The following is a 21095-nucleotide window of genomic DNA, read 5'->3' on the forward strand; positions in this document are numbered from 1 at the left end:
CGTCCGCTGGAAACTGCGACCCGGGCGGACCGTTTCGCCGAGGGCGGCGCGGCGCGCTGGGCATCATCGGGGGGTGCTCCATGACGTGATGTGTCCGGGCGTCGACGCCCTCCTGGAACAGGCCCGCGCCGGTCTCCGCCGGCTCACCCCGCACGAGACCGTCGAGGCGGTCCGTGGCGGCGCGCTGCTGATCGACACGCGTACCGAGGCGCAGCGCCGCGAGGAGGGTGAGCTGCCCGGCGCGATCGTCATCGACCGCACGGTGCTGGAGTGGCGGCTCGACCCGGCCAGCGCGTGGCGCATACCCGAGGCCACCGGGTACGACCGCGAGGTCATCGTGGTGTGCCGGGAGGGGTACAGCTCCAGCCTGGCCGCCGCCAGCCTCCAGACGCTGGGGCTGCGGCAGGCCACCGACATGATCGGCGGCGTGCAGGGCTGGCGGGAGGCCGGACTGCCGATGTCCGACCGTCCGGCCGACGTGCGCTACTGAGCCCTCGTGGTCGGCGCTGAGGCTCGTGGTCCGAGCCGGGTCGCGCGGGCGGCGAGTGCCGGTGGAGCGGCCCTCTGGGCCGGTGGCGCGCCGGGTGGCACGAACGGCAGTCCCGGCGGTGGGCCGGACTCGATCAGCCGCCACAGCGCGTCGGTGTCGAGGTGCTCCTCCACCAGGTCGCCGAGCAGGTCCAGCGTCCGTTCCCGGGCCGCCGCGAAGGACGTGTCCGGCGCGACCTCGAAGCCGGTCCGTCCGGCCGCCTCCGCGACCTCGGTCAGGAACCGGCGGCGGAACGCGTCCGAGGAGAAGGCGCCGTGCCAGTGCGTGCCGTACACGGTGCCGAGGCGCGCGCCCTCGCCGGTGCCGTCGGCGTAGCGCAGCAGCGGCGCGAGGCCCGGGTCGGCGGCCGAGACCCGGCCGTGGTGGATCTCGTACCCGTGGACCGGCACGTCGCCGCCCGCGGTGCCCTCGGCCCGGCGGACCGTCTTGCGGGGCTCGAAGGTGATCTCGACGGGCAGCAGCCCGAGGCCGGATACGGTGCCCCGGCGGCTCTCCACCGCGTCGTGGATCGCCCGGCCCAGCATCTGGAAGCCGCCGCAGATGCCGAGCAGCGGCCGTCCGGCGGCGGCGTGCGCCCGGACCGCGTCGGCCAGGCCGGTCTCCCGCAGCCAGGCCAGGTCGGCGACTGTCGACTTGGTGCCGGGGAGCACCACCAGATCGGCGGCGGCGAGTTCGGCCGGCTCGACGGTGAGGCGGACCCGCACACCCGGCTCGGTCGCCAGCGCCTCCGCGTCGGTGGCGTTGCTGATCCGGGGCAGCCGCACCACTGCGACGTCGAGCCAGTCGGTGCCCCGGGGCGCGGGCGGTCGGCCGAGCACCCGCCCGTACGCGAGCGAGTCCTCCGCGTCGAGCCACAGGTCCAGTGCCCAGGGCACCACCCCGTACGTCGGGCGACCGGTGACCCGGCGCAGCATGTCCAGCCCCGGCTGGAGCAGGCCGCGATCGCCCCGGAACTTGTTCACGACGAACCCGGCCAGCAGCGCCTGGTCGGCCGCGTCGAGCAGGGCGACGGTGCCGAACATCGAGGCGAACACGCCGCCCCGGTCGATGTCGCCGACCACGATCGTGGGCAGCCCGGCCTGCCGTGCCAGCCCCATGTTGACGTAGTCGCCGTCGCGCAGGTTGATCTCGGCGGGGCTGCCCGCGCCCTCGCAGATCACCACGTCGTACTCGGATCGCAGCTCGGCCAGCGCCGCGTACGCCGTGGTGGCGAGCCGGGACCGCACCTCGTGGTAGTTGCCGGCGGTGACCGTGTCGACCGCCTCGCCGAGCAGCACCACCTGGCTGGCGTGGTCGCTGCCCGGCTTGAGCAGCACCGGGTTGAAGCGCAGGTCGGCGTCCAGCCCGCAGGCGGCGGCCTGCATCGCCTGGGCCCGGCCCAGTTCGCCGCCGCGACCGTCCGGGCCGACCACCACGGCGGAGTTGTTCGACATGTTCTGCGCCTTGAACGGGGCGACCCGGACGCCCCGGCGGCGCAGCCAGCGGCAGATGCCGGCGGTGAGCACGCTCTTGCCCGCGTCGGAGGTGGTGCCGGCGACCAGCAGCCCGCCGCTCACCGCCCGCTCCCCCGGCCCGAGCCACGGGCCGCTCGGGTGAGCGCGCGCAACGCGGCCCGGCCGGTGACCCCGACCAGGCGACCGACTGTCACCGGGTAGAGCGCGGCCAGGCCGAGCGCTGCGACACCGACCGCGCCGGAGACCCGGGCGGCCCGCTTCAGGTGCCGCGCCTCGGGGCGGGGCCCGTCACCGAGGAAGGGCCGGGTCTCGGCGCGGCCGAGGTAGACGTTGCGCCCGCCGAGCCGGACGCCGAGCGCGCCCGCCATGGCCGCCTCGCACTGACCGGCGTTCGGGCTCGGGTGGTCGGCCCGGTCCCGCCGCCACACGTGCCAGGCGGTGGCGCGGTCCCCGTGTGCCACCGGCGCGACGGCCACCGTGAGCAGCCCGGTGAGCCGGGATGGCACGAGGTTCAGCGCGTCGTCCAGCCGGGCCGCCGGGGTGCCGAAGCGGGCGTACCGGGGCGAGCGGTGACCGACCATCGCGTCGAGCGTGTTCGCCGCCCGGTAGCCGAGCAGGCCGGGCAGGCCCGCGACCGCGCCCCAGACCAGCGGGGCGACCACGGCGTCCGAGGTGTTCTCGGCGACCGACTCGACTGTGGCGCGGGCGAGTTCCGGCTCGTCGAGGGCCGACGGGTCACGCCCGCACAGGTGGCCCAGACGCGCCCGGGCGGCGGGCAGGTCGGCCCGGCCCAGCGCCCGCGCCATCACCCGGGACTCGTGCCGCAGCGTGCGCCCAGCCAGCACCGTCCAGGTGCCGGCGGCCACCAGCGCGGCCCGGGCCACCGGATGGCGGCGGGTCGCCAGCGCGGCGGCGGCACCGAGCAGGACCGGCGCGCCGACCGCGAGCGCCGTGAACGCCGTGCCGGCCGCCCGGCCGGGGCGGTAGACCCGCCGTTCCAGCGCGCCGGCAGCGGTGCCGAAGCCGGCCACCGGATGCCACCGGCGGGGGTCGCCGAGCAGGGCGTCGAGCGCGTAGCCCGCCACCAACCCGGTCGCGTTCGCCATGGCGGTCGCCTGCCGCACCCGTCACCACCTCCGGCCGGCCAGCCTAGTCGTACCGCGGGGTGGTGACGCCGACGTCACCACCCCGCGCCCCCGTGTACGGAGTCGGACGGTCAGGCGGGCACCGGGGTACGCCGCCGGCCACGACGCCCGGACGCGGTCCCGGCGGCGGCGCCCGGACCCGCGCCGCCCGCCTCGCCCTCACCCGGCCCGGAAGGACCCGATCCGTCGACCTCCGAGGGCGGGACCTCGCCCAGCTCGTCGTCCTCGGACGTGACCGGCCCGTCGTCCTCCGTGTCGCCCAGCTCGTCCTCCTCCGGACCGCCGTCGTAGTCGGTGGCCCGCGCACCGGGCCGGGTGTCGAACGGGTCGGGCTCGCCCACCCGCTCGACGGTGCCGACCAGCCCGACCCGGCTGCCCCCGTACTCCGGCGGCGGGACGTCGTCGTCGAAGGGCCGGTCGTCGAACGTCGCCGGGGCATGGGCATCAGGCACCGGCTCGGTCGCCTCGCCGTGCACCCGCTGCTCGGCCTCCGCGTCCTGGACCGTGCTCGTGGCCGCGCGGGGCTGGTTGCGCAGGAAGCGGGCCCGGCCCCGGGACAGGTCGTGCCCGACGGCGACCGCCTCCAGCTCGTAGAGCGTGCGGTGGGTGCCCGCCTCGTCGGTCCAGTCCCGGGTGTAGAGGCGCCCGGCGACGATCACCGGATCACCGACCGCCACCGAGGCGGCCACCCCCTCGGCGAGGCGGCGCCAGCAGTTGACGCGTACCCGAAGGCTGTTGCCGTCGACCCAGCGGCCGCTGTCGCGGTCGAGCCGGCGGGCGGTCGAGGCGACCTTGAAGTTGGCCACCAGCGTTCCGCTCTGCGTGGTCCGGCGCCACTCCGGCGCGGTCAGCACGTTGCCGACGATCGTCACGTACGTATCGAACATCGCCCCTCCCAGGGATCGACTTGTCCCGGGAAGCGTCGGCCGGTCACCCCGCCCGGGCCACCCGCCGGCCCGTGCCTGTGGATGACGGACCGCCCTGTGGACAACCACCTGATCAAGGTCCCGATCTGCTAGGCCGACCGGCCCTACGGGTCTGACCTGCGCCGACGCATGCTCCAAAGGAGCCGGCAGGCAGGCGGTTCCGGAATCGCGCCGGTTGGGTAAGTACTTGATCAACCGAGAGAAAGGGAGCTCCCATGCTTCTCCGAGACGTCCGCGAGGCAGCGCGATGAGCGCCGTGGCGAACCCCGCGACCGTGGCCGAGTGCCTGCGGGTCGGCGCCGGGTTCTCCCAGGGCGACCGCAACTGGATCGCCGAGCAGTTCGCGACCCTGGACGCCCGGCTCGCCGGCTTCCACGCCGACGCCACCGAGCTGGAGGTGTCGGTCAAGGATCGCGAGGCCCGGGGCCAGAAGGTGACCCTGGAGTGCTGGGTCGCCGGGCGGCAGAAGATCGTCACCACCTCGGCCGAGGAGGATCTGCACGCCGCGCTCAACGACGTCCGGGACGACCTGCGCCGCAAGCTCAACGACGCGAAGACCCGGCAGGAGCCGCGCCACAACAAGCACCTGCGCGCCGTCGACCAGCCCGAGGGCGCCCCGTTGCAGGACGCCGAGCGCGAGGACGCCGAAACCGCCTGAGGTCCGGTACGGCCCGCCCGCGCGGTGCGGGCGGGCGGGCCGTCCCTGCGCCGAGGCGGCCCGGGTCGTTCGTTAACAAGGGGCCCCTCCTCTACCGGATGCGTTAACAAGGGCCCCCTCCTTACAACCCAGCACCCCTACCGCCGGGTAGCAAGGCGGCGTACCGTCGCGGTCGTGGAACCGGACGTGCTGGGCGCCCCCTACGAGCGGCGGACGATCGACCTGGGCACCGACGACGAGGGGCCGGTGGTCGCGACCCTGGTGCGGCGGCGCGCCGACCGCCCGAGCGGCCGCGCCGTGCTCTACGTGCACGGCTTCGTCGACTACTTCTTCCAGACCCACGTGGCCGACTTCTTCGCCGAGCGCGGCTGGGACTTCTACGCGCTCGACCTGCGCAAGTACGGCCGTAGCCTGCTCCCGCACCAGACCCCGAACTTCTGCCGCGACCTGAGCGACTACTTCCCCGAGCTGGACGCCGCCGCGGAGATCATCCGCGCCGAGGAACGCCACGACACCCTGCTCGCCATGGGCCACTCGACCGGCGGCCTGATCATCTCGCTGTGGGCGAACGACCGCCGCGACGCCGGCCTGGTCGACGGCATCGTGCTCAACAGCCCCTTCTTCGACATCAACGCGCCCTGGATGGTGCGCCGGCCTCTCGCGGCCGCCGTCTCCCGCCTGGGCCGCAGAGCGCCGCAGCGTGTGCTGCCGTTCGGCCTGGGCACCGTGTACGGCGAGAGCCTGCACGCCGACCACCGGGGCGAGTGGCGGTACGACCTGGCCTGGAAACCGCTCGCCGGGTTCCCGGTGCGGGCCGGCTGGATCAACGCGATCCGCGCCGGTCAGCGTCGCCTGCGGACCGGGCTGGACATCCCGGTGCCGGTGCTGCTGGCCTGCTCCACGCGCAGCTTCCGGGGCACGAAGTGGCACGACAGCGCGACCGGCGCCGACGCCGTGCTCGACGTCGAGCACATGGTGCGCTGGGCGCCACGCCTCGGCCGGCACGTCACGCTCGCGCGCTTCGACGGCGGGCTGCACGACCTCACCCTGTCCAGTCCCGGCGTACGCGAGAAGGTCTTCGCGGAGGTCGGACGGTGGGCGGAGAGATTCCTGCGCGCCGGGCCGACCGAGCCGGAGCCCACGACGCCGCCGGCCCCACGGCGGCCGGCCGACGCGACCGCCGAGGGCTGAGGCCGGCCCTTCTCGCCGACGGAACGCCCGGCTCAGTCGGCCGTCCCGCCGCCGGACGGCCGGTTCAGTCGGCGACGACGGCCGTGAGCGCGGCGCGGATCCGGTCGAACGTGGCGATCGGATGGCCACCGGCCTGCGGCGGCAGCACCACACCCAGGCAGCGCAGCGCGGGCCCGCCGTCCGGCCCGGCCTCGACCGCGAACACCGGCGCGCCCACGTAGCCTGCGGGCAGCTCCGTCGTGACCCGCACCTCGCCGCCGTCCCGAGCGACCCGCTCGACCACCGCCTCCAGCGGGCGCGACCCGCCGTCGCCGACACCGAGGGCCAGCACGAACGCCGACACGGGCGCCGCGCCGATCCGGGCGACCGAGTCGGCCGGCGCGGCCACCGCCTCGGTGACCTGCTGGGTACGCCAGCGCCAGCCCCGGTCGTCGGCGTAGCCGTGCAGACCGCCGGTCGGCATCGCGGCGAGCCCCAGTTCGGGCAGGTGCAGCCAGTGGTCGGCGAAACCGGGCAGATCGATCGGCTCGTCCGCCCCCTCGGCCGGGTCGGTGACGCTCGGCCGCAAGCCGATCTCGCCGTACGCCCGGTCGGTGAGCGCGTCGGCGGTGAGCAGCCACTCGTGCGCGATCTCGCCGTCGTCTGTGGCGCCGACCAGCTCGCTGTAGAAGAAGGCCGTGCCGAGGACGCCGGGTGGTGTGCCCGGCGCATCCGAGCCGGTGAGGGGCAGGATCGCCCGCCCGAGGAGCTGACACAGCTCGAAGACGATCTCGTTCTCGGTTTCCTGGTCGAGCAGCATCCGACGAGGGTACGGATCGCGTCCCGCCCGGCCGCGCCGGACCCGCCCGAACTGTGGTGCCGGTCCGGGGCCCGGCGAGGGACGCTGAGAGGCGGAACGGACGCGCCGACCCGTACCCCCGGGCACGCCGGGAGCGGCGGTACCCTCTTGACGCGACGACAGTCGGCGCGCGCCCGTAGCTCAGCGGATAGAGCAGGGGACTTCTAATCCCAAGGCCGCAGGTTCGAATCCTGCCGGGCGCACTTTCACTGACCTGATCAAAGCGCCGAGCCACGGCGTCACCTCGCTGGTCGAGCTGGTGACCGTCGAGCCACGTCCAGCCGTCGAAGGTCGTCCAGTCCAGGACGCGGATGAGGCGGAAGTGGAACGACGTCACGAACTGAGGGCTTGCATCTCTGGTGATGTGCAACAGGTCCCCCGCCTTCAGGTTCGCCACTGAGCGCGGACCTTCCGCCACGCTCGGATGCTCGCGCGGGCAACGACCACGCGCGGACACCAGCCGTAGGGGCGACAGCGCGAGCAGGTGTAGGCGACGTGGTAGTCGATGACGGTCCAGGACAGCGCCACCGGGAGCCCGGCAGCTCCGCAGTTCGAAGCGATCGTCGACGAGTCCGTCCTTCACCGTCCTATCAGCGACGTGGACGCCTGGCGGACTCAGTTGGCGTATCTGGTCAACGCAGCCCAGGCCCGAAACATCAAGGTCCGCGTCCTCCCCAGGTCGGTTGGCCCACACCGTGCGTCCGTCGCCGGGGCATTCGTGATGCTTGACTTCCCCGCGAAGGGCACCCGGCCTGCTGAGTCCAGCACCGTGTACAGCGAGTCCCTGACCGGCAGCATCTATCTCGACCGCCCAAACGAGGTGGAGACGTACTCTTCCGCTTGGAGGACTCTGTGGGACCTTGCCATGGACGAGCGTGCGTCCGAGGATCTGGTGGGCACTCTGATCAAGGAGACATACGATGACTGAGATGACCGAGGCCCGCTGGCGCAAGAGCAGCTACAGCGGCAACGAGGGTGCCTGCGTCGAGATTGCCGACAGCCTTCCGAGCGTCGTAGGCGTGCGTGACAGCAAGGACATCTCCGGCCCGTCGCTGGCTTTCACCGCCAATCAGTGGGGCTCCTTTGTCGAGTTCGTCAAGGACAGCACCCGCAACTGAGCTTCGAGATCCAGGAGGGGCTCGCCAGGATGGGCAAGCCCCTCCCCTGCCGACAGAACCTCTTCTACGGCATCGATCTGTCAACAAGCGAAGTGGCGTCGGGGAGGCAATGCACGGAACGACGTGGATTCGGAAGCTGGACGGCAAGTGCATTGCGACCACCAGGGCCGACGGTGGGCAAGAGGTTCAAATCTTCTGCGACTTGCGGACCGCGCCGCCCAGCACTGAGGCGAAGGGTCGAGGAGGCAGCCGGTAGCCCCTCGATCGACGTCGAACTGGGCAAGCTGGCGCGCACCCATGCCTGATGTCGGCCGATTGATGGCAGGGTTGGCGATCCGCTGCAGGCGGCGGTCGGGCCGAGGCCAGGCGATGCGCCTGCGGGCGTCACCGAGCCGTGATCGCCAGCCCTGCCGTAGGCCGCTCAGGCCGCCGTCAACGCCCGCTCCATCGCGGCGTTGAACTCCTCCGGCGTCAGCGTCAGCCGGGACTTGACGTCACGGCTCCACTGGTCGGCCAGGACCTCGGCGGCACCCGCCTCGACGCCGTCGAGCGCCGCGTCGGCCAGGTCGGACGGTGCGATCTTGTCGACGGGCCAGCCGGCTGACATGTCGGTGTCGGCCAGGCCGAGGTGCACCGCCGTCACGAGCGTGCCCTGGTCGGCGAGTTCCAGGCGTACGCCGTTCGTCATCGCCCACGCGGCGGCCTTGGTCAGGTGGTACGCGCCTGCGCCCCTGGTCCCGAACCACGACATGGCGGAGAGCACGTTGACAATCGCGCCTCCGCCGTTGCGGGCGAGCGCCGGCGCGAACGCCCGGATCATCTCCAGGTGACCGAGCACGTTGGTCTCCACCTCGTGTCGCACCGCGTCCGGCGAACCGGTCACCAAATCGGTTCCGGTCTGGATCCCGGCGTTGTTGACGAGCAGCGTGACGTCCGGGGCGGCAGCGGCGACGGCGCGTACTGATGCGGGGCTGGTGATGTCGAGAGCCAGCACCTCGACCCCGGGCAGGTCGACGGTCTCGGGTCGGCGGGCGGTCGCGTAGACCTTGCGGGCGCCGCGTTCGAGCAGGCGCTGGGCGAAGGCGCGGCCCAGGCCGCGGTTGGCGCCGGTGACGAGAGCGATCGAGTCGTTGATGTCCATGCCCGGTACGCTAAAACCTGACGCTGACGTCAGAGGCAAGTGCTGATCGCCGAGACCGGGGTGAGAGGAGTCACCGTGACCGAGCCGCTGATCCGCATCGGCGAGGTGGCGCGCGGCGCCGGTGTGTCGGTGCGCGCCGTGCGCTACTACGAGCAGCAGGGTCTTCTCCTCCCCCGGCGCAGCGCGTCCGGCCAGCGCCTCTACCGGCCGGACACGGTCACGCTGGTCCGATTCATCCAGCAGATGTACGCCGCCGGCCTGACCAGCAGCCGCATCGCGGAACTCCTGCCGTGCTGGGACTCCGGGCACACCGACCCCGCGCAGCGGGCCATGCTGCGCGCCGAGCGCGAGCGCATCCAGGCCAAGGTCGACGACCTGCGGGCCGCGCTGGACCGCCTCGACGAGGTCATCGCGATCACCGACACGCACCCGTAGGCGCGGCCCGCCGGACGCGGCGGGTTCTCAGCGGTCCTCGGTCTCGCGGTGGGCGCGCAGTGCGCCGACGACCGCCAGCCCCACGCCGCCGAGAGCGACAGCCGTCTCCACGGCCGAGGAAACCTCGATGGCACTTGCCGCCGGAGCGCTCACGCTCACCATGATCCCCGCTTGCAGGAAGGCGTCCTCGGCGGGCCTCACCAGCGTCCACCAGCTCGCCCACGCGGAGGCGAGGGCCGAGCAGGCTCCCACGGCGACCAGCGCCAGCAGGATCATCCCGGTCGGGAGGAGCCCGCGTCGGTCGCTCCGCCATCCGGACGACGCGAGCACCCCGGCGGTGACGAGCACGGCGAGCAACCCCGGCCACACGGCGGCGAACAGGTCGAGCAGCGGCGGTTCGCCGGGCATCGACGCCACGCTCAGCCCGCACCAGGCGAGCGCGGCCAGCGCTCGCACCGCTGGCCGAGCGGCGCTGGTTCGGCCGGTACGCCGTGCTGCACGACGAGGCGGGTGCCCCGAACGAGATCTCCTTCTGGGGGTTCTCCGGTGACTAGCGTGCCGTTCCGGCGAGCAGCCACCGCCGGACGGGGACCTCCAGCAGCACCCGGTCACCGTCCGGCGTGGCCGGCTGCCGGATGTCCCAGCCCCCGTACTTCGCCGCGAACGCTGCGACGATCCCGGGCGGGAAGCCGGCGCGGTGCACGCGGGCGTCGCCCTCCGCGACGACCGGGTGGACGGCGTCCTCCAGGGCGAGCGAGACGCGGGGGTCGGCCGCCACGTTGCGGGCCTTGACGCTGCGCCCCTCGCAGCCGATCCACCAGACGTCGTCGGCGTAGACGAACCACACCGGCGTGACGTGCGGGGAGCCGTCACGCCGCAGCGTGCAGAGCCAGACGTTGCGCTCGCGGGCGAGCCGGTCCGCGACGGCCGGTGGAAGCGGTGCGGTGGGAGGTGAGGCCATACGACAAGTGGATCAGGTGTCGCGCGGAGGCGCGCTACCGGCTCGCTCGCTCACCCGCCCGTTGTTGTCGGACACGTGCAGCACGATGAACGGGGTTCACCTGGACTTCTTCGGCGGCACCACGGCCGGCTGGTACGCGATGCCCGGCAGGGCAGGCGGGCCGGGCATCCGCAAAACCGGATGCCCGTGCTCCGCTTCTCGGCGACCATCGATCGATGCCCGCACACCGCCCGGCCGAACCGGACATCAGTCGCTACTACACCGAGATCTACGTCGAGGCCGACCGGCTGGAAGGGTCGCCGCAGGGCCGGCTGGAGGCACGGCGTACCCGGGATCTGCTCGCCCGGCTGCTGCCCGCCGCACCCGCGGACGTGCTGGACGTCGGCGGCGGTCCCGGGGCGTACGCGGGTCCGCTCGCCGCGGCCGGCTACCGGGCACACCTGGTCGACCTGGTACCCGCGCACGTGGCGGCGGCACGATCCGCGTACCCGCTGGTGGCCGCGTCGGTGGGGGACGCCCGCGCGTTGCCGTCGCCCGACGCGGCGGCGGACGCGACGCTGCTGCTCGGCCCGCTCTACCACCTGCCGCGGCAGGCCGATCGGGTGGCGGCGCTGCGCGAGGCGGCGCGGGTGACCCGGCCCGGCGGGACGGTCGTGGCGGCGGCGATCAGCCGCCACGCCGCCCTGATCGACCTGACCGTGCAGGGCCGCCTGGACGAGGACAACCGGCAGTCGTTGCGCGCCCAGTACGAGACCGGAGTCAACGATCCCTGGACCGGCTTCACGACCGCGTTCTTCCACCGGCCGGAGGAACTGGTCGCCGACTTCGTCGCGGCCGGACTGCCCGCCCCGGAGGTGTACGGGGTGGAGGGTCCGCTGTGGCCGCTGCTGAACGCGCTCGGCACCGGGCCGCACGAGCGGTTGTTCGCCGACGCGGTGGCCTGCGCCGAGACGTTCGAGCGGGACGCCGCGATCCTCGGTGCCAGCGCCCACCTGCTCGCCGCCGCGCGCCGCTGACCGCCGGGCCGGAGAATCGGCTCCTTTACGCCGGAGCGAAACTCGTCAAGCACCAAGGGTGACCAGTTGCGACAAACCATGTTATTCTCCAGCGTCAATCTATGCCGCGCGGACCCGGCCGGGTCGCTGCCGGAAGGACATCCCCCCGATGCCGGTCGCTGCCGCCATGCCTCTGTCCCGGGCCCCGCTGGCCCGCCCGGCGGGTGACGCGTTCAGTCTGATCTTCACCACCCTGCCGGCGCTGCTGCGGCTCACCTGCGGCCTGGTCGGCGCGGTGGTCGCGCTGGCGGTGCGTACGCCGCCGGTGCGGGTGGCGCTGCTGATCCCCGCGGTCGTCGTGCTGACCGCCTGGTCGGTCTGGTACGCGTTCCGCGCGTTCCGGCACGGCATCGGCGGCGCGCTGGTCGCCGGTGACGTGGCGCTGACCACCGCGGCCGCGCTCGCCGTCCCGTGGCTCGTCGCGCCGGAGGTGCTGCCGGGCGAGGCGAGCTGGATCGCGGTGCTGGCCAGCTCGACGGTCATCAACGCGCAGGCCACCGCCCCGGCCCGCTGGTCCGTGCCGGCCGGTCTGCTGGTCACCGCCGCGTACGTCACCGGCACCACGCTGGCCGGGAACCCGGTCGAGGCGCGGGCACACGCCGGGACGCTGCTGGTGCAGACCGGCAGCGCGGCGGTGATGACAGCGGTGATGCGCCGCCGGATCGCCCGCGCCGACGCCGCGTTCGCCGACTACCAGCGGTTGTCCCACGAGGCGGTGGTGGCGCGCGCCGCCCGCGAGGCCGAACGGCGGCAGAACCGCGACCTGCACGACACCGTGCTGGGCACGCTCACCATGGTCGGTCTCGGCGCGGCGCCCGGCTCGGCGACGTTGCGCGAGCGGTGCGCGGACGATCTGCGTACCCTATCCGCCCTGGCGGGTGCGCGGACCGCCATCGCGGGCGGCGAGGCCGACCTGGACGAACGGCTGCGCGAGGTGCTGACCGGGACGGCGGTGACCGCCACGCTTGCGCCGTGCCGGCTGCCGGCGGAGGTCGCCACGGCGCTCGCCGACAGCGCCGCCGCCGCGCTGGCGAACGTGGCGCGGCACGCGCCGGGCGCGGCCGCGTCGCTGCGCCTGGCCCGCGAGGGCGGCACCGTCGTGGTCGAGGTGATCGACGACGGTCCCGGTTTCGACCCGTCCACGGTCCCGGCCCACCGGTACGGGCTGCGCGAGTCGATCCACGGGCGGATGAGCACTGTGGGCGGTCGGGCGGTGGTGACGTCCACCCCTGGCGCCGGTACCCGGATCCGGCTGGAGTGGTCCGATGGCGAGTGAGTCGGGTACGGCGGTGACGGCCGGCCACGCGCTGCGCCCGCTGCCCCGGCCGCGGGTGGCGACGCGCTCCGGAGTGGCCACCGCCCCGCCGGAGGCGCACGCGGTGGCCGACGCGTCGGACCAGGGCGCGCGGGTCGCCGTGATCGTCATCGCCGCGGCCTGGCACCTGGCTGTCGCGTTGCCGGCCGTGCTGCGGGCCGGACCGGGAATGGCCTTCCCGGCCGTGGTGGCGGCGGGCTGGCTGGTGACCGCGCTGGTCGGGGTGGGGACCGGGGTACGCCTGCTGCGCCGCGGGCTGCCGCCGGCCGGTCCGCTGGCAGTGGCGCTGCTGGTGGTGGACGCCGCGGTGGTCGCCGGGGCCGGCGGGCGGTTCCTGTTCAGCACCGCCAACTGGGTGTGGGGCGGCCTGGCCTGGTTCTTCCTGCTGGTGCTCTGGCGGCGGCCGGTGCGCTGGCTGCTGGTCATCCTGGCCGCGCACGGCACGATCGCGCTGACGGCTGTGGTGCTGTACGGCGCGACAGCGCCGGCCGATCTGAGCCGGGCCACGATGTACGTCTACGGCACCTCCACCCTGCCGGTGGCGGTCTTCGTCGGCGCGGCGGCGCTCACCGCGCAGGCCCGGGACCGGGCCGCCACCGCGGCGGCGGCGCTGGCCGTCGCGGCGGAGCGGGAGGCGGCCGAGCGGGCCCGCACCGAGCGTCAGGAACGGCTGGCTCTGGTGAGCGGCACCGCCGAGGAGGTGCTGGCCGGGCTGGCGGCGGGCGACGCCGACCCGGCCGACCCGGCGGTACGGCGGCGCGCGGTGCTGGCCGCCGCCCGGTTGCGCCGGCTGATCGCCGAGTCCGACGACGTGCCCGACGCGCTGCTGCACGAACTGCGCGCGGCTGCCGACCTGGCCGAGCGCAACGGACTGCCGATCGACCTGGTGGCGGTCGGCACGCCACCGGAGCTGCCGGTGGAGATCCGGCGCGGGCTCGCCGACCCGCTCACCGCGGCGCTCGCCGCCGCCGAGGGCTGGGCCCGGCTCACTGTGGTCGCGGGGCCGGACGAGGTGGTGGTCAGCCTGGTGACACCGGATCACGACGGCCCGGACGAGCCGGCGATCGGCGGGGACGGGCCGGTGGAACACCTGCACGAGCGGGACGGGGAGATCAGATGGACGCAGACCCGCTGGCGGCGGACGTGAACGCCGGCACCCCGATCGGGGTGGCGATCGTGGACGACCATCCGGTGGTGATCGACGGGGTGCGCGCCTGGCTGGCCGGCGAGCCCCGGTTGCGGGTGCTGGCCACCGGCGACGACCCGGACGAGGTGCTGCGGGCCGCGCCGGACGCCGAGGTGGTGCTGCTCGACCTGCGCCTGCACGGCCGGATGGTGCTGGACAAGCTGGCCGAGCTGAGCGCGGCCGGGCGCCGGGTCGTGGTCTACTCCGAGCACAGCGACCCGCAGACCATGCTCGCCGCGCTCGACGCCGGGGCGGTCGCGTTCCTGGCCAAGCACGAGGGGCGCGAGCACTACGTGGCCACAGTGCTGGCGGCGGCGAGCGACAGGCCGTACGTCCCGCCGGCGCTGGCCGGCGCGTTGGTCGGTGACGCCCGCCCGGATCGTCCGTCCCTGTCGGACAAGGAGCGCGAGGCGCTGCTGCTGTGGTTCCAGTCGATGTCGAAGGCGTCGGTGGCGCGCCGGATGCAGATCAGTGAACACACCGTGAAGCAGTACGTCGACCGTGCGCGGATCAAGTACACCCGAGCGGGGCGTCCGGCCGCCACGAAGGCGGCGCTGCTCGCCCGGGCGATCGAGGACGGACTCGTCCGACCGGAAGATATCGGCATCTACCGGTCCCAGGCGTCGGCCGACCGGCCGACCCCCTAACAGGTGTCATGACAGTCACCCAGGAATCGGGCAGGCTCACCGGTACCGCCAACCGTCATCGGGAGGTCGTACCGTGCCGGAGGACGCCACACCCTTCTTCGTCGGGCCACATCGGTTCGACGCCGACGACGACCCCACCCGTCCCGTGCTCGACCGGCGTCACGAGCTGGTGCCCGAGCCGGGCGAACGCCTGCTCGGTCAGCACGTCCTGCGCGTCGCCGGTCACCTGCTCGGCCCGAGCGAGGACGTCCGCTGCTGGTCGCTGCCCTTCCCGGCGACGATCACCGTGACCGAGCGCCGGCTGGCGTACGTCTGCACCGGCTCCGAACTGTCGGTGGTCTCCGGCCGGGACGGTCGGGACGGCCGGGCGGGCGCCCGGCACCGGCGTCCGGTCCGGCTGTCCCGCCTGGTCAGTGGGCAGATCCGCTGGCAGTGGCCGTCCCGGCTGGAACTGGCCGAGGTGGGCGACGGCATCGGCGAACTGCGCATCGTGTGCGACGCGCTGCGCACCATCCGGCAGCCGGCGCTGGCGCTGACCGGCCCGGCCGGTCCGGTCGCCGCGCTGGCCCGGCAGGTACGCCGCTCGGTGGCCGGTTTCCGGCTCGCCAACGCCGAACTGGTGGACCTGTCCCCGCCGGAACGGGACGTCCTCGCCGTCCGGGTGGCCGCCTCCCCCGGCCCGACGCTGGGCACCGTGACGCTGCCGGGCTCGCTGCCGGTGGAGTTCCTGTCCCGCGACGACTACTACCGTCCGCCGGCGGCCGAGGCGTCGCCGTGGGCGTGGTCCGGCTTCCCGGCCCACGACCAGCCCGGCTCCGCCTGCTGACGCCCCACGTACGCGGTCGCGCGAAGGCGCAGTCGACGTCGACGGCGGCACGAGGATCTTGGTAGGAAACGGTCCCCGTGAGGGCTTTCTTCGTACCAGGATCTCCGGAGGCGGGGGCGGACGCCGGTCAGGAGGCGCTGCGGGTGCGGCGCTCGGACCGGTCCAGCTCGACCGCCTCCTCCGGGGTCGGCGCGCTGCCGCCCAGGTGGGCCGGCTGCCACCAGGTGTCGTCCGGGCCGGACGGCTTGTCCGGGTACTCCCGCTGCGCCCGGTCGACGAGCGCCGACAGGCGGGTACGCAGGTCGGCGGTCATCACCGTGGCGTCCGGGTAGGCGGACGGGTCCATCGGCTCGCCGACGACGATGGTGATCGGCGTGTGCCGGCGGGTCAGCGTGCGCGGGCGGCCCTTGGTCCACAGCCGCTGGGTGCCCCAGAGCGCGACCGGCAGCAGCGGCACGTTCGCCTCCTGCGACATCCGGGCCGCGCCGTTCTTCAGGTCCTTGACGGTGAAGGAGCGGCTGATCGTCGCCTCCGGGAAGACGCCGACCACCTCGCCCCGGCGCAGCGCGCCGACCGCGGCGGCGTACGACCCGGCGCCGGCGGCCCGGTTGACGGGGATGTGCTTCATGCCGCGCATCAGCGGACCGGAGACGCGGTGCCGGAAGACGCTGTCCTTGGCCATGAACCGGACCAGCCGCTTGGCCGGGTGCGCGCCGTAGCCGCAGAAGATGAAGTCGAGGTAGCTCACGTGGTTGGACGCGAGCACGGCGCCGCCGGTGTGCGGCACGTGTTCGCTGCCGGACACGTCCAGGCGCAGGTCGAGGAGCCGGAACATCGTCTTCGCGGCGGTGATCACAGGGGGGTACACGAGTTCCGACATGGCGAAACTTTACCCCGGGTAGGTTACGCGACCGTAGGGCCGATCCCGGGCCGCGGCGGGTGGCCTGCCACTGCTGCTGGGCGGCGACTCGGCGGGTGGGATGCCGGCCCTCCAGCTCGGCCTGCGCGCTCGACCTGGCCCGGCCCGACCTGCACGCGGCTGCCGCCGCGTTCCTGGACAGCGTCCTGCCCGCCGTCGCGGGCGACTAGGTTCGAGGCATGCCCGATCTCGCCGCGATCGTCATCCACTGCCGCGACCCCTACCTGCTGGCCCCGTTCTGGAGCGCGGTCACCGGGCTGCCGGTGGTCGAGGCGGACCGGGTGAAACTCGCCGAAGGCACGCTCGCACCGGCCGAGGCGGTGCTGCTGCGCGATCCGCACGGGCGGCGTCCGGACCTGTGGATCAGCCCCGCCGACGTGCTGCCGGAGCCCGGCCGGATCCACCTCGACCTGGTCGGCGACGCCGAGGAGCGGGCCGCGGTGCTGGAGGCGGGCGCGACAGTCGTCCGCGAGCTGCCGCGCTGGACCGTCCTGGCCGACCCGGAGGGCAACGAGTTCTGCCTGCTCCCGCCGAACGAGGCGCACACGGCGTCGCCGCCCGGGCACTGAGCCGGCTCAGTCGGCCAACTCCTCGATGTTGAGCCGGCCCCGGGCGAACGCGTCCACCCGGCCCCAGCGGCCCGGGATGTCCAGCACCTCGATCCGTCCCATGCCCACCGGCAGCCGCGGGTCCACAGCCAGGTGCCCCTCGTGCGGCTCCAGGCCCAGCATGGTGCGGATCAGCAGCAGCGGAGCGCCCGTGGACCACGCCTGCGGGCTGCACGCGGTCGGGTACTCCACCGGGAACTTGGTCAGCTCGCGCTGGTAGCCGCCGAACGCCTCCGGCAGCCGGCCGTCGAAGTAGGTGGCCGCGTCGAGGATGCCGTTCGCCACTGTGGCGGCCTCCTCGGCGAAGCCGTACCGGCGCAGACCCCAGGCGACGAACGAGTTGTCGAACGGCCAGATGGTGCCGTTGTGGTAGCCGATCGGGTTGTAGCGGACCTCGCCCTCGGCCAGCGTCCGCACCCCCCAGCCGGACCAGAGCCGGGGGCCGACCAGATGTTCGGCGACCTTCGGCGCCCGCTCGTCGTCCACGATCCCGCTCCACAGCAGGTGGCCGATGTTGGAGCTGAGCACGTCGCACTGACGCCCGTCCGGGTCCAGCGCGAGCGCGTAGAAGCCGCGGTCGGCGACCCACCAGTCGTTGTTGAAGCGCCGCTTCAGCTCCGCCGCCTCGCGTTCCAGTTGATCGGCGTACGTGGGGTCGCCCCAGAACTCCCGGGCCATCCGGGCGGCCCGTATCTTCGCGTCGTACGCGTACCCCTGCACCTCGCAGGTGGCCCGGGGGAACGGCGGCAACGTGCCGTCGGCGTACGAGATGGAGTCCCACGAGTCCTTCCAGCACTGGTTCTCCAGGCCGGTGTCGGTGTTGCGCCGCTCGTACCAGATGTAGCCGTTGCCGAGCAGGTCGGCGTAGTCGTCGATCCACTTCAGCGCCGCCCGGCACTCCCGTTCCAGCTCCTTGACCAGCGCGCCGTCACCGCTCCACCGCTCGTACTCGTCGAGCAGCACCACGAACAGCGGCGTCGCGTCCACCGAGCCGTAGTACGGCGAGTGCGGCTGCTCCTCGAACGCGGCGGTCTCGCCGTACCGCATCTCGTGCAGGATCCGGCCCGGATCCTCGTCCCGGAAGTCGTCGAACCGGGTGCCCTGGAGCGCGCCGAGGATGCGCAGCGTGGTCTTCGACATCTCCGGTGCGAACGGCAGCACCTGGAGGCAGGTGAGGATGCTGTCCCGGCCGAACATGGTCATGAACCAGGGCAGGCCGGCCGCGGGCAGCGTCTGCCCGCCGAGCGACAGCGGCGAGAAGCGCAGCGCCGCGAGGTCGACCAGGCTCCGCCGGTACGTCGCGGCGAGTTCCTCGTGCTCGCTGTTCAGCTTCGGGGCCCGGTCGATCCACTCCTCCAGGTCGTGCTGGAGCGCGAGCCGCTCGGTGCCGTGCGCGCGCAGTCCCATCCGCAGGTCCCGGCCGCCGGGGCCGATCGCGAACGTCTGCACGTCGATGACGGCGTCCCACTGCTCGTTGGGTTCCAGCCGGATGCTCCAGGCGAAACCGCGCTGGTCGTAGCGGGCCGGCTGGTTGGCGGAGACGAGCGTCTCGCGCCGGAAGTTGCCCCGCCGGTAGCCCAGGCGCAGCCGGTCCGACTCGGCCTCGGCGTAGTGTTCGCCCTTCTTGTTCAGGATCTCGTCCTTGACCTGGAACAGGTCGGCGAAGTCGGAGCCGGCGTCCATCCGGATCTCCAGGTCGACCGGCTTCTCGTCGTGGTTGAGGATGGTCAGCGTCTCGCGGAAGCTGCCGCCGACCGCCCGCTCCCGGATGACCGACAGCTTCGCGTCGATGTAGTGCGTGGCCATGCCGGGCACCAGGAAGAACCGGGCCTCGTAGTACTGGAGGTCGTCGTAGGACAGCGCGTTGAGCCGCTCGCCGTTGATCGTGAGCACCCACTTCGACAGGTACCGCGTGTCGATGGAGAACAGGCCGGTCGGCTCGCTCGGTGTGGCCTCGATGTCGCCGGTGTCCTCGCACACCACGAACGTGTTGCCGTCCAGGATCCGGACGGTGTTGCTGCCGGGCATCAGGCACCCCTCCCGCCGAACGTGTGGTGCGGTCCCCGGGAGTCCGGCGGACCGGGGAAGACCCGCTCGACCTGCAGCACGAGCCGCAGGTCGCCGACGACTGTCATGTCGCCGCGCAGCAGCGCCGCGATGGCGTTCTCCTCGCCGCCGACCAGCTCGGCGAACAGGCGCGGCTCGGCGCCGACCACCGTGTCCGCCTCGCCGTCCTCCTGCCGGACCCGCAGGTTGCCGCGATCGATCTCCAGCAGCCAGTGCGTGGTGTGCGGGCCCTCGTGCAGGTCGAACCGGAGCGTTCCGGATGTCTTGACCAGCAGCGGCTCGAACCCCCGCCGATCCAGGTCCTCGAAGAATCTCGTGGTCATGTCCACCATCCGGGCGACTCCTCCCGCGGTCCGCGGTCTACCTGTCGAGGCTCCGTGTCCCCACCCGGTCCGGGGCCAACCTCGCCCGAACCGGGTGAGCGCGGCACCGTCGCGACGCGCGACGCCGGCCCCCGAACCGGGGGCCGGCGTCACCGCGGCGCACAGGTCTAGTTGTTGGGGTCGTCGGCGCTGATGTCCGCGAGCACCGACTGGGGTTCCCGCTCCACCGCCAGGTCACCCATGGAGATCAGGCCGATCAGACGGCCGTCTTCGACCACCGGGAGGCGACGGACCGCGTACGTGCGCATCAGGTCCGCGGCGGCCACGGCGTCGTCGTTCTGGCTGACGGTCACCACGTCCTTGCTGGTGATCTGGTTGAGCCGGGTGGCGGTGGGGTCCATGTTCTCGGCCACGCCCCGTACCGTGACGTCCCGGTCCGTCACGATGCCGACCACGTTGTCGCCGTCGGTCACCACCACGTCGCCGATGGCGCTGTCGCGCATCTCCTGCGCGGCGGCCATGAGCGTGTCGTTGCCGTCCATCGTCACCAACCGGGTCGTCATGAACTCTCCGACCGTTGTCATGGTGCTCCCCTCTCGGTGTCGGCACCGCGGTCTACCCGCCGCCGCAGGCGAGGTAACGCGTTCGGAACGGCAGCAACGCTGAGCGAGCGTCCCTGCCGGATGGCCCGGCACGGACGCCTACGGGGTCAGCGCTCGGCCGCGACCAGCTCGGCGAGCTGCACGGCGTTCAGCGCCGCGCCCTTGCGCAGGTTGTCGTTCGCGCAGAACAGCGCGAGCCCGTGCTCGACGGTCTCGTCGGCCCGGATCCGGCCCACGTACGTCGGGTCCTGGCCGGCCGCCTCCAGCGGCGTCGGCACGTCGCGCAAAGCCACGCCGGGCGCGCCGTCGAGCAGCTCACGGGCCCGGGCCGGGTCGATCGGCCGGGCGAACCGGGCGTTGATCTGCAGCGAGTGGCCGGTGAAGACGGGCACCCGCACGCACGTGCCGGAGACCTTCAGCCCGGGGATCTCCAGGATCTTGCGGCTCTCGTTGCGCAGCTTCTGCTCCTCGTCCGTCTCGAAGGAGCCGTCGTCGACGATCGAGCCGGCCAGCGGGAGCACGTTGAAGGCGATCGGACGGGCGAACGAGCGCGGCGCCGGGAACTCCACCGCCCCGCCGCCGAAGGCGAGCCCGGCGGCGTCCCCGGCCACCTTGCGGACCTGCTCGTCCAGTTCCGCCACACCGGCCAGGCCGGCGCCGGACACCGCCTGGTAGGTGGCGACGACGAGGCTGACCAGCCCGGCCTCGTCGTGCAGCGGGCGCAGCACCGGCATGGCGGCCATCGTGGTGCAGTTCGGGTTGGCCACGATGCCCTTCGGGCGGTCCGCGATCGCGTGCGGGTTGACCTCGGCCACCACCAGCGGCACCTGCGGGTCCATCCGGAACGCCGACGAGTTGTCGATCACCACGGCGCCGGCCTCGGCGACCCGGGGAGCCAGCTCCTTCGCGGTGCCCTTGCCCGCCGAGAAGAGCACGACGTCCAGGCCGCGGTAGTCCGCGGTGGCCGCGTCCTCCACGGTGACCTCGCCGTCGCGCCAGGGCAGCGTGCGCCCGGCCGACCGGGCCGAGGCGAACAGGCGCACCTGCTCCGCCGGGAACTCGCGCTCCGCCAGCACCTGCCGCATGACGCCACCGACCTGACCGGTGGCTCCCACAATGCCGATCCTCAT

Annotated in this window: 23 protein-coding genes, 1 tRNA gene and 1 pseudogene; 13 read left to right on the forward strand and 12 right to left on the reverse strand. The window is 73.4% G+C overall.

Annotated elements, in window-relative coordinates; translation table 11 throughout:
- Nucleotides 1-88: 88 nt before the first annotated feature.
- Nucleotides 89-490, forward strand: coding sequence for a rhodanese-like domain-containing protein (locus O7622_RS27465; RefSeq protein WP_120573558.1), 402 nt, complete (start codon nucleotides 89-91; stop codon nucleotides 488-490).
- Here the strand turns inward: O7622_RS27465 and O7622_RS27470 are convergent.
- From O7622_RS27470 to ssb, 3 genes are all read right to left on the reverse strand, one after another.
- On the reverse strand, nucleotides 484-2106 hold the full coding sequence (locus tag O7622_RS27470) for a cobyric acid synthase (protein WP_282310995.1): 1623 nt from the start codon (nucleotides 2104-2106) through the stop codon (nucleotides 484-486). The two genes, O7622_RS27465 and O7622_RS27470, sit on opposite strands and share 7 nt — an antisense overlap.
- The gene (locus O7622_RS27475) at nucleotides 2103-3110 is read right to left on the reverse strand and encodes a cobalamin biosynthesis protein (protein ID WP_282314247.1); all 1008 of its coding nucleotides are present in this window, start codon (nucleotides 3108-3110) and stop codon (nucleotides 2103-2105) included. The genes O7622_RS27470 and O7622_RS27475 overlap by 4 nt, the downstream gene beginning before the upstream one ends.
- 110 nt (nucleotides 3111-3220) lie before the next feature.
- Nucleotides 3221-4036: a single-stranded DNA-binding protein gene (ssb, locus tag O7622_RS27480; protein WP_282310996.1), complete on the reverse strand. Its 816-nt coding sequence runs from the start codon at nucleotides 4034-4036 to the stop codon at nucleotides 3221-3223.
- Between the two features lie 286 nt (nucleotides 4037-4322).
- Here ssb and O7622_RS27485 point away from each other — a divergent pair, with 286 nt between their 5' ends.
- Both O7622_RS27485 and O7622_RS27490 read left to right on the forward strand, forming a co-directional pair.
- Nucleotides 4323-4733, forward strand: coding sequence for an HPF/RaiA family ribosome-associated protein (locus tag O7622_RS27485; protein ID WP_282310997.1), 411 nt, complete (start codon nucleotides 4323-4325; stop codon nucleotides 4731-4733).
- A 174-nt stretch (nucleotides 4734-4907) separates the two neighbouring features.
- Nucleotides 4908-5924 (forward strand): alpha/beta hydrolase, encoded by a 1017-nt coding sequence (locus tag O7622_RS27490; protein ID WP_282310998.1) that lies wholly within the window; start codon nucleotides 4908-4910, stop codon nucleotides 5922-5924.
- 64 nt (nucleotides 5925-5988) lie between these two features.
- On the opposite strand, the gene O7622_RS27495 is transcribed toward O7622_RS27490, so the two are convergent.
- Complete coding sequence (locus O7622_RS27495; RefSeq protein ID WP_282310999.1) at nucleotides 5989-6723, reverse strand: hypothetical protein; 735 nt, start codon at nucleotides 6721-6723, stop codon at nucleotides 5989-5991.
- 169 nt (nucleotides 6724-6892) lie between these two features.
- Between O7622_RS27495 and O7622_RS27500 the strand changes: the two genes are divergently transcribed.
- The 3 genes and pseudogenes from O7622_RS27500 to O7622_RS27510 all read left to right on the forward strand — a co-directional run bounded on the left by O7622_RS27500 (nucleotide 6893) and on the right by O7622_RS27510 (nucleotide 7880).
- Nucleotides 6893-6965: transfer RNA gene (locus O7622_RS27500), tRNA-Arg, on the forward strand.
- Between the two features lie 329 nt (nucleotides 6966-7294).
- A pseudogene (locus O7622_RS27505) lies at nucleotides 7295-7690 on the forward strand (DUF5753 domain-containing protein); the annotation flags it as partial.
- Nucleotides 7683-7880, forward strand: coding sequence for a DUF397 domain-containing protein (locus tag O7622_RS27510; RefSeq protein ID WP_282311000.1), 198 nt, complete (start codon nucleotides 7683-7685; stop codon nucleotides 7878-7880). The pseudogene O7622_RS27505 and the gene O7622_RS27510, both read left to right, overlap by 8 nt.
- A gap of 421 nt (nucleotides 7881-8301) precedes the next feature.
- Here the strand turns inward: O7622_RS27510 and O7622_RS27515 are convergent, their stop codons facing one another.
- Nucleotides 8302-9021, reverse strand: a complete 720-nt coding sequence (locus O7622_RS27515) for an SDR family oxidoreductase (protein WP_282311001.1) — start codon at nucleotides 9019-9021, stop codon at nucleotides 8302-8304.
- Nucleotides 9022-9096: 75 nt separating this feature from the next.
- Between O7622_RS27515 and O7622_RS27520 the strand changes: the two genes are divergently transcribed.
- Complete coding sequence (locus O7622_RS27520; protein WP_282311002.1) at nucleotides 9097-9456, forward strand: MerR family transcriptional regulator; 360 nt, start codon at nucleotides 9097-9099, stop codon at nucleotides 9454-9456.
- 27 nt (nucleotides 9457-9483) lie between these two features.
- Here the strand turns inward: O7622_RS27520 and O7622_RS27525 are convergent, their stop codons facing one another.
- Entirely contained in the window at nucleotides 9484-9912 is a 429-nt protein-coding gene (locus O7622_RS27525; protein ID WP_282311003.1) for a hypothetical protein, read from the reverse strand.
- Nucleotides 9913-10006: 94 nt separating this feature from the next.
- Entirely contained in the window at nucleotides 10007-10417 is a 411-nt protein-coding gene (locus tag O7622_RS27530) for a pyridoxamine 5'-phosphate oxidase family protein (protein ID WP_282311004.1), read from the reverse strand.
- Nucleotides 10418-10632: 215 nt separating this feature from the next.
- Between O7622_RS27530 and O7622_RS27535 the strand changes: the two genes are divergently transcribed.
- The 5 genes from O7622_RS27535 (at nucleotide 10633) to O7622_RS27555 (ending at nucleotide 15446) form a co-directional block, all read left to right on the forward strand.
- Nucleotides 10633-11433, forward strand: coding sequence for a class I SAM-dependent methyltransferase (locus O7622_RS27535; protein WP_282311005.1), 801 nt, complete (start codon nucleotides 10633-10635; stop codon nucleotides 11431-11433).
- Between the two features lie 148 nt (nucleotides 11434-11581).
- On the forward strand, nucleotides 11582-12748 hold the full coding sequence (locus tag O7622_RS27540) for an ATP-binding protein (protein WP_282311006.1): 1167 nt from the start codon (nucleotides 11582-11584) through the stop codon (nucleotides 12746-12748).
- Nucleotides 12738-13934, forward strand: coding sequence for a hypothetical protein (locus O7622_RS27545; RefSeq protein WP_282311007.1), 1197 nt, complete (start codon nucleotides 12738-12740; stop codon nucleotides 13932-13934). The genes O7622_RS27540 and O7622_RS27545 overlap by 11 nt, the downstream gene beginning before the upstream one ends.
- Nucleotides 13904-14620 (forward strand): response regulator transcription factor, encoded by a 717-nt coding sequence (locus O7622_RS27550; protein ID WP_282311008.1) that lies wholly within the window; start codon nucleotides 13904-13906, stop codon nucleotides 14618-14620. Before O7622_RS27545 ends, O7622_RS27550 begins: the two co-directional genes overlap by 31 nt.
- Nucleotides 14621-14693: 73 nt before the next feature.
- On the forward strand, nucleotides 14694-15446 hold the full coding sequence (locus O7622_RS27555; RefSeq protein WP_282311009.1) for a hypothetical protein: 753 nt from the start codon (nucleotides 14694-14696) through the stop codon (nucleotides 15444-15446).
- Nucleotides 15447-15573: 127 nt separating this feature from the next.
- On the opposite strand, the gene O7622_RS27560 is transcribed toward O7622_RS27555, so the two are convergent.
- The gene (locus O7622_RS27560; protein ID WP_282311010.1) at nucleotides 15574-16326 is read right to left on the reverse strand and encodes a lysophospholipid acyltransferase family protein; all 753 of its coding nucleotides are present in this window, start codon (nucleotides 16324-16326) and stop codon (nucleotides 15574-15576) included.
- A 218-nt stretch (nucleotides 16327-16544) separates the two neighbouring features.
- Here O7622_RS27560 and O7622_RS27565 point away from each other — a divergent pair, with 218 nt between their 5' ends.
- A complete protein-coding gene (locus O7622_RS27565; protein ID WP_282311011.1) occupies nucleotides 16545-16934 on the forward strand; it encodes a VOC family protein in 390 nt (129 codons plus the stop codon).
- Between the two features lie 6 nt (nucleotides 16935-16940).
- Here the strand turns inward: O7622_RS27565 and O7622_RS27570 are convergent, their stop codons facing one another.
- The 4 genes from O7622_RS27570 to O7622_RS27585 all read right to left on the reverse strand — a co-directional run bounded on the left by O7622_RS27570 (nucleotide 16941) and on the right by O7622_RS27585 (nucleotide 21095).
- Nucleotides 16941-19001 (reverse strand): glycogen debranching N-terminal domain-containing protein, encoded by a 2061-nt coding sequence (locus tag O7622_RS27570; protein ID WP_282311012.1) that lies wholly within the window; start codon nucleotides 18999-19001, stop codon nucleotides 16941-16943.
- Complete coding sequence (locus O7622_RS27575; RefSeq protein WP_282311013.1) at nucleotides 19001-19372, reverse strand: SCP2 sterol-binding domain-containing protein; 372 nt, start codon at nucleotides 19370-19372, stop codon at nucleotides 19001-19003. Before O7622_RS27575 ends, O7622_RS27570 begins: the two co-directional genes overlap by 1 nt.
- Nucleotides 19373-19530: 158 nt before the next feature.
- Nucleotides 19531-19947: a CBS domain-containing protein gene (locus tag O7622_RS27580; protein ID WP_282311014.1), complete on the reverse strand. Its 417-nt coding sequence runs from the start codon at nucleotides 19945-19947 to the stop codon at nucleotides 19531-19533.
- 125 nt (nucleotides 19948-20072) lie between these two features.
- A complete protein-coding gene (locus O7622_RS27585) occupies nucleotides 20073-21095 on the reverse strand; it encodes an aspartate-semialdehyde dehydrogenase (protein WP_282311015.1) in 1023 nt (340 codons plus the stop codon).

It is taken from the genome of Micromonospora sp. WMMD1076, assembly GCF_029581475.1.
Lineage (GTDB): Bacteria > Actinomycetota > Actinomycetes > Mycobacteriales > Micromonosporaceae > Micromonospora > Micromonospora aurantiaca.